Consider the following 15,324-nt stretch of genomic DNA (forward strand, 5'->3'; position numbering starts at 1 on the left):
GACATGCGTGAGACCAATTTCATCATCGAAAACAACGCCCGTCACCTGTGGCATCCGATGGCTCACCCCGCTGAGATGCAGGCCAATCCGCCGCGCATCATCAACTCAGGCGAAGGCGTCGAGATCGTCGATATCCAGGGCAGGAAAGTGCTCGACGCGGTCGGGGGCCTCTGGAATGTCAATCTCGGCTACTCCTGCGAGCCGGTGAAGAAGGCGATCCGCGACCAGCTCGACGAACTGCCTTATTATTCGACCTTCCGCGGCACGACGAACTCACCCCTGATCGAACTGTCCTACGAGCTTGCCGAATGGTTCAAGCCGGACGGCCTCAGCCGTTCCTTCTTTACCTCAGGCGGCTCGGATTCGGTCGAGACCTGCCTGCGGCTGGCGCGCCAGTACCACAAGGTCAATGGTCAGCCCGAGCGCACCAAGTTCGTCGCGCTGAAGAAGGGCTATCACGGCACGCATTTCGGCGGCGCCTCGGTCAACGGCAACCAGAACTTCCGCCGCAACTACGAGCCGCTGCTTCCAGGCGTCTTCCACCTGCCGGCACCCTTCACCTACCGCAATCCCTTCAACACCACCGATGGTGCGGAGATTGCGGCTGCAATCGGCAGGCTCTTCGAGGATGAAATTGCCTTCCAGGGTGCCGACACCATTGCGGCCCTGATCGTCGAACCGGTGCTCGGCGCCGGCGGCGTCATCGTTCCGCACGAGACCTTCCTGCCGCTGATGCGCGAGATCTGCGATCGGCGCGGCATCCTGCTGATCGCCGACGAAGTGATCACCGCCTTCGGCCGCACCGGCGCCTGGACCGGATCGCGTCTCTGGGGCGTGCAGCCGGACATGATGTTGACGGCCAAAGCGATCACCAACGGCTACTTCCCCTTCGGCGCGGTGATGATCTCCGACAAGGTGGCGCAGGTCTTCGAAGGCAACAAGGGCGCTGTCGGCAGCATCGGCCATGGTTACACCTATTCCGGCCATCCGGTCGGTGCCGCCGCAGCCCTTGCCACCTTGAAGGAAACCAAGCGACTCAATGTCGTCGATAATGCGGCTGCTCGTGGCGAAGAACTGCTCGCCGGCCTGAAAAAGCTGCAGGACAAGCACGAACTGGTGGGCGATGTGCGCGGCAAGGGCCTGATGTGCGCCCTCGAACTCGTCAGCGATCGTGCAAAGAAAAGTGGCGCAGCTAAGGACGTCATTCAGAAGGTGCAGGACGCGACCTATGATGCCGGCGTTCTGGTCCGCACCTCCGGCGCCAATGTCATCATGTCGCCGCCGCTCATCGTGACGGCGGAGAATGTCCAGACCATCCTGACCGCGCTCGACGCAGGTCTCACCGCGGCAAGGGGCTGATCATGTCCGACAATGCAGCCCTCATCGCGCGTCGCGAACGGCTTCTCGGCCGGAACATGTCGCTCTTTTATGACGACCCCGTGCATCTGGTGCGCGGCGAAGGCGTCTGGCTCTGGGATGCCGATGGGAAAAAGTACCTCGATTGCTACAACAATGTGCCGCATGTCGGCCATTGCCACCCGCGCGTGGTGGAAGCGATCGCGCGGCAGGCCTCGACGCTGAACACGCATACCCGCTACCTGCACGAAGGCATACTTGATTACGTCGAGCGGCTGACGGCAACCTTCGACAGGAGCCTCAACGCGGCGATCCTGACCTGCACCGGCAGCGAAGCCAACGACGTGGCGTTGCGCATGGCGCAAGCCATGACCGGCAAAACCGGCGTTATCGCCACCAACCACACCTATCACGGCAACACGGCAGCTGTGTCGCAGCTGTCGACCCGCATGCCGCCGGTCGGCGGCTTCGGTGGCCATGTGCGCCATGTGCCGGCGCCGGACAGCTATCGTCCGCTCGGCGGCGAAGGCGGAGAGGCCTTTGCTACGGCCTTTGCGGCCGAAGTGGAGAAAGCAATTACCTCGCTTCAGGAGAGCCCGCACGGCTTTTCGGCCATCATCATCGATCCGTTCTTCGCCAATGAAGGCTTTCCGGACCTGCCGCCGGGTTTTCTCGACAAGACGGTTGCCGCCGTGCGCAAGGCCGGCGGCCTCGTGATTACCGACGAGGTACAGCCCGGTTTCGGCCGGACCGGCACGCATATGTGGGGTCACCAGCACGCTGGCATCGTTCCCGATATCGTCACGCTCGGCAAGCCGATGGCCAACGGCCATCCGGTCGGCGGCGTCATTGCCAATGTCGATACGATCAACACTTTTCGCAAAGCATTCCGCTATTTCAACACCTTCGGCGGCAATCCGGTCTCCTGCGCGGCGGCCATGGCCGTGCTCGATGTCATCGAGGATGAGAACCTTATCGAGAACGCCCGCAATGTTGGCGAATATACGCGCGATGCCTTCAAGCGGCTGGCCGAGAAGCACTCGATCATCGGCGACGTGCGCGGCAGTGGCCTCTTCATGGGCACTGAGTTTGTGCTGGACAGGCAGACGAAGGAGCCGGCTACCGCTGAGGCAACCCGGATCATCAACGCCATGCGCGAACGCGGCGTGCTGATGGGCAAGATCGGCATTCACCAATGCGCCACGAAGATCCGACCGCCCATGCCGTTTACCCGGAGCAATGCCGACTACATGTTGTCGATCTTCGACGATGTCCTATCCGGCCTGTGAGGCAATATGGCTGATCAATTGCCTCAGGCCATCCGCGATGCCCTGCAGAGACGTGCGCTGGAGGCCCTCGACCATTGGCCTGTGCAGGCCCATGAACCTCTCCTGATGAAATATCGAGAGAATGCCGTCTTCCGCATCACGCTGGAGGATGGTCAGTTCGCCGCACTGCGGCTCCATCGGCCGGGCTACCATGACGAGACGAGCCTGCGCTCGGAACTGCACTTCATGGCGGCGCTCAAGCTCGGCGGCCTTGATGTGCCGAGTCCCGTTCCGACAAGCAGAAAGCAGAGCCTCGTCCGACTGCCAGCCAACAGGCATTTTGCCGAACAGCATGCCGACGTGGTGAGCTGGATCGACGGCGTGCCGCTTGGCCAAAGTGGCGTGCCGCTGTCGCATTCGGCAGAGATGCAGGCCGACATCTTCTTTCGCGTCGGACAGAGCATGGCGACCATGCACGAGCTTGCCGATGCTTGGGAGCCTCCGGAGCGTTTTCGCCGCCCAGCATGGAACGTCGAGGGTTTGGTCGGCGAAAAGCCGTTATGGGGTCGCTTCTGGGATTGCCGGGGCCTTTCGTCCGAGAGCACCACTGCGCTCTCGGCATTACGCGACGAACTACGCCGCACCCTTGGAGATGCAGAAGCTCAAGACTTCGATTACGGGCTGATCCATGCCGATCTGGTGCGGGAAAACATCTTTCTGACGGGAGCCGACGGCGATGTCGCCTTCATCGATTTCGACGATGCGGGACATGGTTTCCGCCTGTTCGATCTTGCCACCACCCTACTCAAGAACCGCAGAGAGCCCGCCTATCCTGCAATCGAGCAAGCGCTGATAGCAGGTTATCGCAGCCGGCGATCCCTCTCCGACGCGGCGCTGGCGGCCCTGCCCCTATTCATGGTGCTGAGGAGCCTTACATATATTGGATGGCTCGCGGGACGTCCGGAAATTCCGGGCAGTGTCGAGCGCCTGTCGCGTTACGTCAATGAAAGCATGGAGATGGCGAGAAAGCTCAATATCGCCGCTTGACATCTTCCGCATAATTATTAACGTGTTAAGTAAATAAGAGATCGGGAGGACTCAATGCCACATCTCGCCATCGAATATTCGGCCAATCTGGAGGGTCGCACCGATATCGGTGCGCTCTGCGAGCGACTGCTGAAGACGGTGCTGGAGACCGGACTTTTCGAGGTCGGGGCTGTGCGCGTGCGCGCCTTTCGCGCCGAGCACTACGCCATCGCCGACAAGCTGCCCGAAAACGCCTTCATCGACTTGAACTTCCGCATTGGCAAGGGCCGCACGCAGGAAGAAAAGAAACGCACCGGCGAGGCAATCTTCGCCGCAGCGATCGACGTTCTCGGCCCGCTTTTCGAGACGCCGCATTTCGCCCTTTCGCTTGAGATCCGCGAGATCGATGCGGAGCTCAGCTGGAAGAAGAACGCCATTCATCCGCGGCTTCGCGGCAAGTGACATTCCCTTCGTGGGACGACATAACACCAAAGGAATAGACGATGTCCAAACTGCAGGAAAACATCGCAAAGGCGGAAGGCTTTCTCGCCCGTTTCAAGGATCGCGGCATTCTCAACCGCATCAATGGCGAGGATGTCTCGGCCGATGACGGTTCCACTTTCGAAACGATTTCGCCTGTGGATCTGAAGCCGCTCGCTACCGTGGCCCGCGGCAAGGCAGCCGATATCGATCGCGCTGCAAAGGCCGCAAAGGCTGCCTTCGCAGAGTGGGCCGCGATGCCTGGTGAAGCCCGCAAGAAGCTCCTGCATAAGATCGCCGATGCGATCGTCGCGCGCGCCGAAGAAATCGCCTTCGTCGAGTGCATGGATACCGGACAATCCCTGAAATTCATGGCGAAGGCCGCTCTACGCGGTGCGGAAAACTTCCGCTTCTTCGCCGATCGCGCCCCGGAAGCCCGCGACGGCAAGACGTTGCGTGCGGAAGGTCAGGTGAACCTGACGACACGCGTGCCGATCGGCCCGGTCGGCATTATCACGCCCTGGAACACGCCCTTCATGCTGTCGACCTGGAAGATCGCGCCGGCGCTTGCCGCCGGATGCACCATCGTCCACAAGCCGGCCGAATTCTCGCCACTCACTGCGCGCCTTCTAGTGGAGATCGCCGAGGAGGCCGGCCTGCCGAAGGGTGTATGGAATCTCGTCAACGGTCTCGGCGAGGATGCCGGTCGCGCATTGACCGAACACCCGCTGATCAAGGCGATCGGCTTCGTCGGCGAAAGCCGCACCGGCTCGATGATCATGAAGCAGGGCGCCGACACGCTGAAGCGTGTGCATTTCGAGCTCGGCGGCAAGAACCCTGTCATCGTCTTTGCCGATGCCGATCTGGAACGCGCAGCCGACGCTGCCGTCTTCATGATCTATTCTTTGAATGGCGAGCGCTGCACGTCGTCCTCGCGCCTGCTGGTGGAGGAAAGCGTCTACGACAAGTTCACCGCGATCGTCGCTGAGAAGGCCAAGCGCATCAAGGTCGGACATCCCCTTGATCCGGAAACCGTCGTCGGCCCGCTCGTCCATCCCGTGCATGAAAAGAAGGTGCTGGAATATATTCAGATCGGCCGTTCGGAAGGCGCGACGCTCGCCGCTGGCGGCGAGAAAGTCAACGGCCCCGGCGGCGGTTGCTATGTCTCGCCCACGCTCTTCACTGGCGCCAACAACCAGATGCGCATCGCTCAGGAAGAAATCTTCGGGCCGGTTCTGACCGCCATTCCCTTCAAGGACGAAGCCGATGCGCTGGCGCTGGCTAATGAGGTCCAATACGGCCTGACCGGTTATCTCTGGACCTCGGACGTCACCCGCGCCTTCCGCTTCACCGATCACCTCGAAGCCGGCATGATCTGGGTGAACTCGGAAAATGTGCGTCACCTGCCCACACCCTTCGGCGGGGTTAAAAGCTCCGGCATTGGCCGCGACGGCGGCGACTGGTCCTTCGATTTCTACATGGAAACCAAGAACATCGCCTTCGCCACCAAGCAGCACGCCATCCAGAAACTCGGCGGCTGAGCCGCTAATATCTATAAGTACGCATAAGAGGAGGAACAAATGCCCCTGCCGAAACCCAATCTCTATCCGCCTTTCAACATCGTGCGCCTCAGCCATATCGAATTCGGCGTCACCGATCTTGCCAAGTCCCGCGCCTTCTATGTCGACACGCTCGGCCTGCAGGTGACGGATGAAACGGCCGATACGATCTATCTCCGGGCAATGGAGGAACGCGGCCATCACTGCATCGTGCTGAAGAAATCAGACAAGGCCGAAGCCCGCGATCTCGGCTTCAAGGTCTTCAGCGACGAAGATCTCGACAAGGCGGCGCATTTCTTCAAGGGCAAGGACCTGCCGGTCGAATGGGTCGAGCGCCCCTACCAGGCGCGGACCTTCCGCACCCGCGACCCGCATGGCATTCCGCTTGAATTCTATTCGAAGATGGACCGTCTGCCGCCGATCCATCAAAAATACGCCCTCTACAAGGGCGTGAAGCCGCTGCGTATCGACCACTTCAACTGTTTCTCGACCAATGTCGATGAAAGCGTCGCCTTCTATAATGAGCTCGGTTTCCGCGTGACCGAATATACCGAGGATGCGGAAACAGGCCGCCTTTGGGCCGCCTGGACGCATCGCAAGGGCGGCGTCCATGACATTGCCTTCACCAACGGCCGCGGTCCGCGCCTGCATCACACCGCCTTCTGGGTGCCGACGCCGCTTAACATCATCGACCTGCTCGATCTGATGGCGACGACCGGCTGGGTCGCCAATATCGAGCGCGGGCCGGGCCGCCACGGCATCTCCAACGCCTTCTTCCTCTATATTCTCGATCCCGATGGCCACCGCATCGAAATCTATTGCTCGGACTATCAGACGGTCGATCCCGATCTGGAACCGATCAAGTGGGACCTCAAGGATCCGCAGCGTCAGACACTTTGGGGCGCACCGGCTCCCAAATCCTGGTTCGAACATGGTAGCCTGTTTGCCGGTGCGGAAGTGGCCGAGCCTGATCTGAAGGCGCAGCCGATTATCGCGCCTTAAGCGTTACCATTGAGAGCGGGTGAAAAACGCCCGTTCCTCATCAACGTTCGAAAGTGCGAGGAGTCCGTCATGAATTTGAAAGACGCAACATTGTTCCGGCAAGCCGCATTGGTCGGCGGCGAGTGGATCGAGGCCGATCCCTCCAACGCGATCAAGGTCGACAACCCGGCAACGGGCGAGATCATCGGCCTCGTTCCCAATCTGGGCGCGGCCGAGACCAAAAAGGCGATTGCTGCAGCCGAAGCCGCGCAGGAGGAATGGGCCGCCCGCACTGCTAAGGAGCGCTCCGGCATCCTCAGGCGCTGGTTTGAGCTGATGATGGAAAACCAGGACGATCTCGGACGTATCTTGACGGCCGAACAGGGCAAGCCCCTGCCTGAAGCCAAGGGCGAAATCGCCTACGGCGCCAGCTTCATCGAATGGTTTGCCGAGGAAGCCCGCCGCGTCTATGGCGACATCATTCCCGGGCACCAGAAGGACAAGCGCATTCTGGTCATGAAGCAGCCGATCGGCGTCGTCGCGGCCATCACCCCCTGGAACTTTCCAAACGCCATGATTACCCGCAAGGCCGGCCCTGCCTTTGCCGCCGGCTGCGCCATGGTGCTGAAGCCTGCCTCGCAGACGCCATTCTCGGCCATTGCAATCGCCATTCTTGCCGAGCGCGCCGGCCTGCCCAAGGGCCTATTCAGTGTTCTCACAGGCTCGGCCCGCGCCATCGGCGGCGAGATGACCGCAAGCCCGGTCGTGCGTAAGCTCACCTTCACCGGCTCGACGGAAGTCGGCGCCGAGCTCTACAAGCAGAGCGCGCCGACCATCAAAAAACTCGGGCTGGAGCTCGGCGGCAACGCGCCTTTCATCGTCTTTGACGATGCCGATCTCGATGCCGCCGTCGAAGGCGCGCTGATCGCCAAATTCCGCAACAATGGCCAGACCTGTGTCTGTGCCAATCGTCTCTACGTGCAGGATGGTGTCTATGATGCCTTTGCCGAAAAACTCTCGAAGGCGGTCGGCTCGCTGAAGACCGGGAACGGCTTCGACGAAGGCATCAATCTCGGCCCGCTAATCGACGAGGCGGCCCTTGCCAAGGTCGAAGAGCATGTCGCCGATGCGCTTTCCAAGGGCGGCCGCGTCGTTGCCGGCGGCCATCGCCACCAGCTCGGTGGACGCTTTTATGAGGCGACGGTACTTGCCGACGTCACGCCTGCCATGGCCGTAGCCAGGGAGGAAACCTTCGGTCCCGTGGCTCCCCTCTTCCGCTTCAAGGATGAGGCCGATGTCATTGCACAGGCCAACGACACCGAGTTCGGTCTTGCCTCCTATTTCTATGCCAAGGATCTCGCTCGCGTCTTCCGCGTCGCCGAAGCCCTGGAGTATGGCATGGTTGGCGTCAATACCGGCTTGATCTCGACAGCCGAAGCGCCGTTCGGCGGCGTCAAGCTTTCCGGCCTCGGCCGTGAGGGTTCACGCTACGGCATCGAGGAATTCACCGAAATCAAATATGTCTGCCTCGGCGGCGTCGTCTGAGGTCAGGAGAAGGCCGTGAAAGCATGACTCATCCCAGATTCCTGTCTTTTTCGAGAAACGGCCGTCATGGCTACGGGCTCGCGGTCGACGGTGGTGTCGTCGACCTCTCTGCCCGCTATGGCGCGACATGGCCGACGCTGCGCGAAGTGATCGAGGTCGGTCGCCTCGTTCAACTCGCCGAGGAAGCCAAGACGTTGAAGCCGGATTTCGCGCTCGACGACATTCGCTTCGAAATTCCCATTCCGTCGCCGGAAAAGATCATTTGCGTCGGGGTCAATTTCCCCGATCGCAACGAGGAGTACAAGGATGGGCAGGCTGCTCCCCCCAATCCCTCGCTTTTCATCCGCTTTTCGCGATCGTTCACAGGGCATGAACAGCCATTGATACGGCCGCCGGAAAGCCCGCAGCTCGATTATGAAGGTGAGGTCGTCATCGTCATCGGCAAAGGCGGTCGCCGCATTGCCGAGGCCGATGCCTTCTCGCATATTGCCGCTCTTTCGCTTTGCAATGAGGGCACGATCCGCGACTGGGTGCGGCATGCGAAGTTCAATGTCACCCAGGGCAAGAACTTCGACAATACCGGCTCGATCGGCCCGTGGCTGATCCCCTTCACGGATGCGGCCCAGATTGAAGACATAGCGCTCACGACCCGCGTCAATGGCGAAGTGCGCCAGAGCGACCGCACCAGCCGAATGATCTTCTCCTTCCGCAAGATCATCAACTACATCTCCACTTTCACTACGCTCGTCCCCGGCGACGTCATCGTCACGGGCACGCCGACAGGCGCCGGCGCCCGCTTCGATCCGCCGATCTGGCTAAAGCCGGGCGATGTCGTCGAAGTCGAAGCCGATGGCCTCGGTATCCTGAAAAATACCATTGCCGACGAGGTGCGCTGATGCTGTCGCAAGATGAAATCCAGGCTGCGGCCGAAAGCCTCGATCAAGCGGAGCGGACGCGCGTCCAGACCGGACTCCTCTCCCTCAAGCATCCCCAGATGACGATGGACGATTCCTATGCCGTTCAGGGCGCCTGGGTCAAAAAGAAGATTGCGCGCGGCCGCGAGCCGATCGGCTGGAAGATCGGGCTGACGTCGAAGGCAATGCAATATGCCCTAAACATCAACATCCCGGATTCCGGCGTACTCTTCGACGACATGGTGTTCGAAGATGGCGCCACCGTGCCGGCCGACCGCTTTATCCAGCCGCGCATCGAGGCCGAGATCGCCTTTGTCATGAAGGCGCCGCTCAAAGGCCCGAATGTTTCGATCTTCGATGTGCTGAATGCCACCGACTATGTGACGCCGGCTCTTGAGATCCTCGACACGCGCATCCTTCGCGTCGATCCCGATACGAAAAGGGCGCGCACAATCGTCGACACCATCTCCGACAATGCCGCCAATGCCGGCATCGTCACAGGCGGCCGCGCCGTGCGGCCTGATGAGATCGACATGCGCTGGATGGGTGCGATCGTCAGCCGCAATGCCGAAGTGGAAGAAACCGGGCTTGGCGCCGGCGTGCTCAACCAGCCCGCACGTGGCATCGCCTGGCTTGCCAATCGACTGTCGCAATATGGCGATGGCATCGAAGCCGGCCAGATCGTGCTTGCCGGCTCGTTCATCCGCCCGATCGAGGCGCGGCATGGCGATACAATCAATGCCGATTTCGGTCCCTACGGATCGGTTAGCCTGTTCTTTGCATGAAGGAGCGAGCCATGCCTGCGCCGAAAAACCTCTTCAAACAGGCCCTGAAGGAAGGGCGGGCGCAGATTGGCCTCTGGCAGGCGCTCGCCAATGCCTACACGGTCGAAATCTGCGCCGGCGCCGGCTACGACTGGCTGCTGCTGGATGCGGAGCATGCCCCGAACGATGTGCCGCTTCTCGTCTCGCAACTCCAGGCGATGAAGGGCACGGCGAGCCATGCTGTGATCCGCCCGCCAATCGGCGAGACCTGGATCATCAAGCAGATGCTCGATATAGGCGCACAGACTTTGCTGATCCCGATGGTCGACAGCAAGGAAATGGCCGAGGCCATGGTCAAGGCTGTTAGATACCCGCCGCATGGCGTGCGCGGCGTCGGCGCAGCCCTTACCCGCGCCTCCGCCTTCAACCGCATTCCGGATTACCTTGCGACGGCCAATGACGAGATCTGCCTGCTGCTGCAAGTGGAAAGTCGCGCCGGGCTTGCGGCGCTCGACGACATCGCCTCGACGGTAGGCGTCGATGGCGTCTTCATTGGACCATCCGATCTCGCAGCCGACATGGGCTATCTCGGCAAACCGGGCGCCCCGGAAGTTCAGGCAGAAGTCGAAAAAGCGCTCACAAAAATCCAGTCGCATGGCAAGGCCGCCGGCATCCTGATCGGCGATCTTTCGCTGGCCAAACGCTATCTCGAACTTGGTGCCACTTTCGTCGCGATCGGCAACGACGTCACCCTGCTTGCCAATGCCACAATCAAGCTCCTTGACGATTTCAAGAAGGCCGACGCCGCCAAGCCGCCTCACGACGTCAAGGTCTATTGAGCGCCGACGCCACCTTTCCTGCGTCGCGTGACCTTGCGCCTCATCGCGCAAATTTCGGCATAGAGAAAGCCTTGTGCACGCTCAGTCAAAACGGACTGCACAGCTGGACGCGACTCCTCCGCGAGCATCGGTCATGATGAACCCGAAAGCCAAGAGGAGAAAACATGCGTTTCAAGAACAAGACTGCCCTGATCACCGGCGGCGGCACGGGCATCGGCGCAGCCGTCGCCCGCCATATTAGGCAGAAAGGCGGCAATGTCGCACTCGTCGGGCGCCGTCCCGAGCCGCTGAGAAGTGTTGCCGATGAAATCGGCGCGACCATCGTCGCGGCCGATGCCTCCGACGGCGTCGCGATGAAGGCTGCCGTCGAGAAGGTCGTCGAGGCCCATGGCGGCCTCGATATCCTGATTGCCAATGCCGGCGGCCATGGCGTCGGGCCGACGATCAGCATGTCGGACGAGACCTGGGATCTCGCCGTTCGTCTGAACCTCAACACCGCTTTCGTCAGCGCCCGCGAATCCCTGCCGCATCTCATCAGGAACCAAGGCAACATCGTCGTCCTCGCCTCGATTGCCGGACTCTTTGCCGGGCCGGATGCGGCGGGCTACGTCACCATGAAACATGGCTGCATCGGCCTCGCGAAATCGCTGGCGCGTGACTATGGCCGCAGGGGCGTGCGCACCAATACCGTCTGCCCGGGCTGGGTCACGACCGCCATGGCCGATGAGCAGATGGAATTCATCGTCGAGAAATACAAGCTGAACAGCATCGAGGAGGCCTACGCGCTCGTCACCAAAGACGTGCCGCTCGGCCGGCCGGCAACCGCAGAGGATGTCGCCAATGCCGTCTGCTTCCTGGCTTCAGGCGAGGCATCAATGATCAACGGCGCGGTGCTTACCGTCGACGGCGGCGCCGGCACCGTCGACCTGCCGACGCTGGCTTTTGTAGAATAACGGGGAGGAAATAGAGATGAATCAGAATCCCAAGGACTGGAAAACCTACGACGAATTCGCCTATGGCATCGACACGAACCGTCTGCCCGCCACGGAGGCCCTGACCGGCTCGACGCACAAGATCGCGTTCGACGATGGCCGTAGGTTGGAACTCTCCTTCGCCAAGGGTGAGGTGAAATGGTCGGATGGCAAGGACAGCGGGACCGACTTGTCCGAGGTGATCGAAGTCGCGCCGAAGACTTATTTCGTCGAGATCATCTTTGCCGGCCGCCCCAGGGAAGCCGAGACGCTGATCCTCAACACCGAGACGCGCCGAGTGCTTTCCATTTACTCGGTCGTTCGCGAGCTCAAGGATTCCGTCGGCGAACCGCAGGTCGCGCAGATCTTCCGGCCAGGTGTTATTGAAGGTGATGCCGCAAGCGGGCCGGTGCCGCACGAGAGCCGCGACCTGATCGGGCTCAGGGCTCATTTCACCTACAGCCCCAATCATGTCTACGAGCACACCTATCTCTCGTCGCAGCGCTATGCCTGGCAATGCCTTGTCGGTGTGCAGCGCGGCCACGGCGATGTTGATCTCACGACGACCTATAAGTTTGATGAAAATCTCTACATCTTCACCTTCCGTGAATTCAAAATCGCGGTCGCATCCACATTCTTCTACAATTTCAAGGATATGCGCTCGACAGGCAAGTTCCTCGGCATCACTGGCGACGGGCGCATCCAGAACAGCCCGGCCGGCGCCTTCATCCGCAAGGCCTCGATGACCTATTACCTGCCCGGCCAGGAACCCGTGTGAGGACGCCATGCGCACAGCATTCGATATCGTAAAGGCGCACTACGACGCCAATGACCGCCGCGACATGGATGGCATGCTTGCCGACATCGCCGCCGACTGCCGCTGGACCGAGATGGATGGCTTCCCCTGCGCCGGCACCTATGTCGGCCCGCAGGAGATCTTCAGAAACGTCTTCCAGGCACTCGGAGAGGCCTTCGAAGGCTACACCTTCAATCTCGAACGCCTGCTCGACGCCGGCGACGAGGTCGTTGGCGTAGGAGACTATAGCGGCACCAACAAGCAGACGGGAAAGACCTTCAAAGCCCGGGTCGTGCATGTCTGGGGCGTGGCGGGCGGCAAGATCCGGCGTTTCGAACAGTTCACGGACACGCTGAGAGTGGCTGAATCCATGAAATGAGAAACGAGGCGACCCGGCTCCGGCAGGGCCGCTTCATCAACTAAGACATATTGGCCTTGCGCCATTGCGACGGCGACACACCATATCGAAGGCGGAAGGCGCGCGAGAAATGCGCGCTGGAGGAAAAGCCGAGCGCGAATGCGATCTCGGATATTTCTCCCGCGTAGCCGCCGGCATCTCGCAGCTTTTCCGCAGCCTTTTGGACGCGCAAATCCCAGATGTAATCGGAAGGCGTCAGGCACTCCACTTCGAATGCGCGATAGACGTAACGCACCGAACAGCCCATGCGGCGCGCGATCATGGTTATCGTCAAGTCCGGCCGTTCGAGATTGAGATCGATGAAATCCCTGATCCGCTGCAGCAGTGTGTGAAGGGGGTTTGCGACCGGTATTGCCTGTTGCAGGTCGGCGCCAATCATGGTGCGCACGAGCTCGATCATGGTCTGGCCGACACTTGCGCGCCTGGCCTCGTCAAGATGATCGATCTCATGAATGGTCGAATCCATCAGCGACAAAAGGATCCGGCACATGCCATCCTTATCAGCATGCGCCGTGAAAGGTTGCGACAACCGTTCTAGGGCCGTCGCGGGCAGGCTATGGCGCGGCAATTGCAGCAACAATTGGCGGACCGGCGTACTGTTCGTCAGCATATAGGGGCGGCTGGGATCGTAGACGACAAGCGCATTCCGCGAGACGGGCGCATGCAATCCGCCCTGCGTCAGCGAAGCGCAGCCCTCAGTCTGCGCGATCAGTTTGATCGCGTCGGGATCATTCGGCGCTGCCGTCACATGATCGCCGAAGACGACATGCCGATCCGCCTCCAGCCGCGTCAGCCGGCAAGTACCCAGCATGGCAGAGGTCATGCGGCTCTTTTCCTCATCCGCCGTGCTGAAATCAAGCCGGACATTACCGAAGAGATTGCGCGCCAGCCCTGCGAACGATCGACCGCTGGCGCTATCGACATGCCGGTGAAGTGCTGCGGTCATGATTGCTGTCCTCAGGAGGTGAGATAACCGCCATCGACCGGCAGGCAGGCGCCGGTGATATAGCGCGCGGCATCAGATGATAGAAAGACGATCGCATCGGCGACTTCTTCGGACGCGCCCCAGCGGCCGGCGGGAATACGCCGCAGGATCGGCGTCGATGATCGTTCGTCGGCAAACAGCGCGCGGCTCAATGGCGTGACGATCCAGCCGGGTGCCACCGCATTCACGCGGATATCCGCCTGGGCGTATTCCTGGGCGAGCGATTTCGTCAGCTGCACGATCGCGCCCTTGCTTGCCGCATAGGCCGGCCGATCAGCAGCACCGAAGGTCGAATACATTGAGGCTATATTGACGATCGCCGACCCCGCCCGCATGCGCGGACGGGCTAGCCGGCAGCAATCCACGATCGACGTGAGATTGATCGCCATCACCTCGTCGAATGCGGTCTTCTGCCATTCGCCCCGATCCCGGCTAACACCGGTGCAATTGACGAGAATATCGATTGTCTCGATCGAGGAGAAGAAGGCTTCCAGCGCGCCAGGCTTCAGTACATCGAGTTCGCGATACTCGATCTGCCGACTTGTTGGCGCGATCGAGGCACCGAGCCCGAAACTCACCACACGGGCGCCGAGATCGGCAAAGCTCTGCGCGGTCGCTGCCCCTATGCCAGATGTACCACCGGCTATGACGACCGTTCGCCTTGCAAAAAGATCGGCAGAGAATGTCATGAAGGCTCCCTCGCGTCAGCTTGCCAGATAGGCGCCGTGCAGAATGTGCGGCTGGGCCTTGAGCGTCGCCGCGGCGCCGGAAAAGACCAGGCGTCCGCGCTCCAGCACAAGAGCCTGATCGGCAAGATCGAGGGCGAGATTGGCGAACTGCTCAATCAGCAAAACGCCTATGCCGCGCGCGGCGGCGATTTTCAGCGCCTCGGCCAACCGCTTGACGACGGCCGGTGCAAGGCCGAGCGACAGCTCGTCGACGATCATGAAGCGCGGCTTGGCGACGAAGGCCTGCGCCATCGCCACCATCTGCTTCTGGCCGCCGGAAAGATCCGATGCCGATTGACGCCGCCGTTCCGATAGTTCGGGAAAGATCTCATAGGCATGAGCCAGTCCCTCTCGTCGGGCAGCCGCCGATGTCTCCAGCGCTGCCACGAGAATATTATCCTCGACGGAAAGCTGCCCGAGCACGCGATGCCCCTCCGGCACGAGCGCAAGACCAGCGCGGCGAATGCGGTCAGGCGAGAACCCTTCGAGCGCCGCGCCGGCGAGGCATACGGAACCGCCACGCGGCAGGACGCCCGCCATGGCCATAACCGTGCTCGACTTTCCGGCACCGTTGGCCCCAAGCAGTGTCGTGATCTTCCCAGCCGTGACGGAAAACGAAATGTCATGGATTACGCGCTTGCCGCCGCGCTCGACGACGAGATTTTCGACGCTGATTTCCGACGTGGCGTCCATA

Annotated in this window: 16 protein-coding genes; 13 read left to right on the forward strand and 3 right to left on the reverse strand. The window is 61.0% G+C overall.

The features are described 5' to 3' along the window. Positions 1 to 3: 3 nt before the first annotated feature. The 13 genes from FBZ99_RS21030 to FBZ99_RS21090 all read left to right on the forward strand — a co-directional run bounded on the left by FBZ99_RS21030 (position 4) and on the right by FBZ99_RS21090 (position 12,878). The gene (locus FBZ99_RS21030; RefSeq protein WP_145634713.1) at positions 4 to 1,359 is read left to right on the forward strand and encodes an aspartate aminotransferase family protein; all 1,356 of its coding nucleotides are present in this window, start codon (positions 4 to 6) and stop codon (positions 1,357 to 1,359) included. A 2-nt stretch (positions 1,360 to 1,361) separates the two neighbouring features. Beyond that, a complete protein-coding gene (locus tag FBZ99_RS21035) occupies positions 1,362 to 2,645 on the forward strand; it encodes an aspartate aminotransferase family protein (protein WP_145634715.1) in 1,284 nt (427 codons plus the stop codon). 6 nt (positions 2,646 to 2,651) lie between these two features. Continuing rightward, the gene (locus tag FBZ99_RS21040; RefSeq protein ID WP_113350903.1) at positions 2,652 to 3,671 is read left to right on the forward strand and encodes a homoserine kinase; all 1,020 of its coding nucleotides are present in this window, start codon (positions 2,652 to 2,654) and stop codon (positions 3,669 to 3,671) included. Positions 3,672 to 3,725: 54 nt separating this feature from the next. Then, a complete protein-coding gene (locus tag FBZ99_RS21045) occupies positions 3,726 to 4,112 on the forward strand; it encodes a 5-carboxymethyl-2-hydroxymuconate Delta-isomerase (RefSeq protein ID WP_113329282.1) in 387 nt (128 codons plus the stop codon). A gap of 41 nt (positions 4,113 to 4,153) precedes the next feature. Next, positions 4,154 to 5,671, forward strand: coding sequence for a 5-carboxymethyl-2-hydroxymuconate semialdehyde dehydrogenase (gene hpaE / locus FBZ99_RS21050; protein ID WP_113350902.1), 1,518 nt, complete (start codon positions 4,154 to 4,156; stop codon positions 5,669 to 5,671). A gap of 39 nt (positions 5,672 to 5,710) precedes the next feature. Beyond that, a complete protein-coding gene (gene hpaD, locus FBZ99_RS21055; RefSeq protein ID WP_113350901.1) occupies positions 5,711 to 6,691 on the forward strand; it encodes a 3,4-dihydroxyphenylacetate 2,3-dioxygenase in 981 nt (326 codons plus the stop codon). A 69-nt stretch (positions 6,692 to 6,760) separates the two neighbouring features. Continuing rightward, on the forward strand, positions 6,761 to 8,215 hold the full coding sequence (gene gabD / locus FBZ99_RS21060; protein ID WP_145634719.1) for an NADP-dependent succinate-semialdehyde dehydrogenase: 1,455 nt from the start codon (positions 6,761 to 6,763) through the stop codon (positions 8,213 to 8,215). Between the two features lie 23 nt (positions 8,216 to 8,238). After that, positions 8,239 to 9,111, forward strand: a complete 873-nt coding sequence (locus FBZ99_RS21065; RefSeq protein ID WP_113350899.1) for a fumarylacetoacetate hydrolase family protein — start codon at positions 8,239 to 8,241, stop codon at positions 9,109 to 9,111. Beyond that, entirely contained in the window at positions 9,111 to 9,914 is an 804-nt protein-coding gene (gene hpaH / locus FBZ99_RS21070) for a 2-oxo-hept-4-ene-1,7-dioate hydratase (RefSeq protein WP_113329287.1), read from the forward strand. Before FBZ99_RS21065 ends, hpaH begins: the two co-directional genes overlap by 1 nt. An 11-nt stretch (positions 9,915 to 9,925) precedes the next feature. Beyond that, complete coding sequence (gene hpaI / locus FBZ99_RS21075) at positions 9,926 to 10,732, forward strand: 4-hydroxy-2-oxoheptanedioate aldolase (RefSeq protein ID WP_113350898.1); 807 nt, start codon at positions 9,926 to 9,928, stop codon at positions 10,730 to 10,732. Between the two features lie 164 nt (positions 10,733 to 10,896). Further along, entirely contained in the window at positions 10,897 to 11,685 is a 789-nt protein-coding gene (locus tag FBZ99_RS21080) for an SDR family NAD(P)-dependent oxidoreductase (protein WP_113350897.1), read from the forward strand. A gap of 16 nt (positions 11,686 to 11,701) precedes the next feature. Further along, complete coding sequence (locus FBZ99_RS21085; RefSeq protein ID WP_113350896.1) at positions 11,702 to 12,481, forward strand: MoaF C-terminal domain-containing protein; 780 nt, start codon at positions 11,702 to 11,704, stop codon at positions 12,479 to 12,481. 7 nt (positions 12,482 to 12,488) lie between these two features. Next, entirely contained in the window at positions 12,489 to 12,878 is a 390-nt protein-coding gene (locus FBZ99_RS21090) for a nuclear transport factor 2 family protein (protein ID WP_113350895.1), read from the forward strand. 40 nt (positions 12,879 to 12,918) lie between these two features. On the opposite strand, the gene FBZ99_RS21095 is transcribed toward FBZ99_RS21090, so the two are convergent. From FBZ99_RS21095 to FBZ99_RS21105, 3 genes are read right to left on the reverse strand one after another with little or no spacing between them, the layout of a single operon-like run. Continuing rightward, positions 12,919 to 13,863, reverse strand: coding sequence for a helix-turn-helix domain-containing protein (locus tag FBZ99_RS21095; RefSeq protein WP_113350894.1), 945 nt, complete (start codon positions 13,861 to 13,863; stop codon positions 12,919 to 12,921). An 11-nt stretch (positions 13,864 to 13,874) separates the two neighbouring features. Further along, positions 13,875 to 14,591, reverse strand: coding sequence for an SDR family NAD(P)-dependent oxidoreductase (locus FBZ99_RS21100; RefSeq protein ID WP_113350893.1), 717 nt, complete (start codon positions 14,589 to 14,591; stop codon positions 13,875 to 13,877). A 15-nt stretch (positions 14,592 to 14,606) separates the two neighbouring features. After that, a complete protein-coding gene (locus tag FBZ99_RS21105; RefSeq protein WP_113350892.1) occupies positions 14,607 to 15,323 on the reverse strand; it encodes an ABC transporter ATP-binding protein in 717 nt (238 codons plus the stop codon). Position 15,324 lies beyond the last annotated feature (1 nt).

The sequence above is a fragment of the Rhizobium sp. ERR 1071 genome (assembly GCF_007828675.1).
GTDB classification, from domain to species: Bacteria; Pseudomonadota; Alphaproteobacteria; order Rhizobiales; family Rhizobiaceae; genus Rhizobium; species Rhizobium dioscoreae.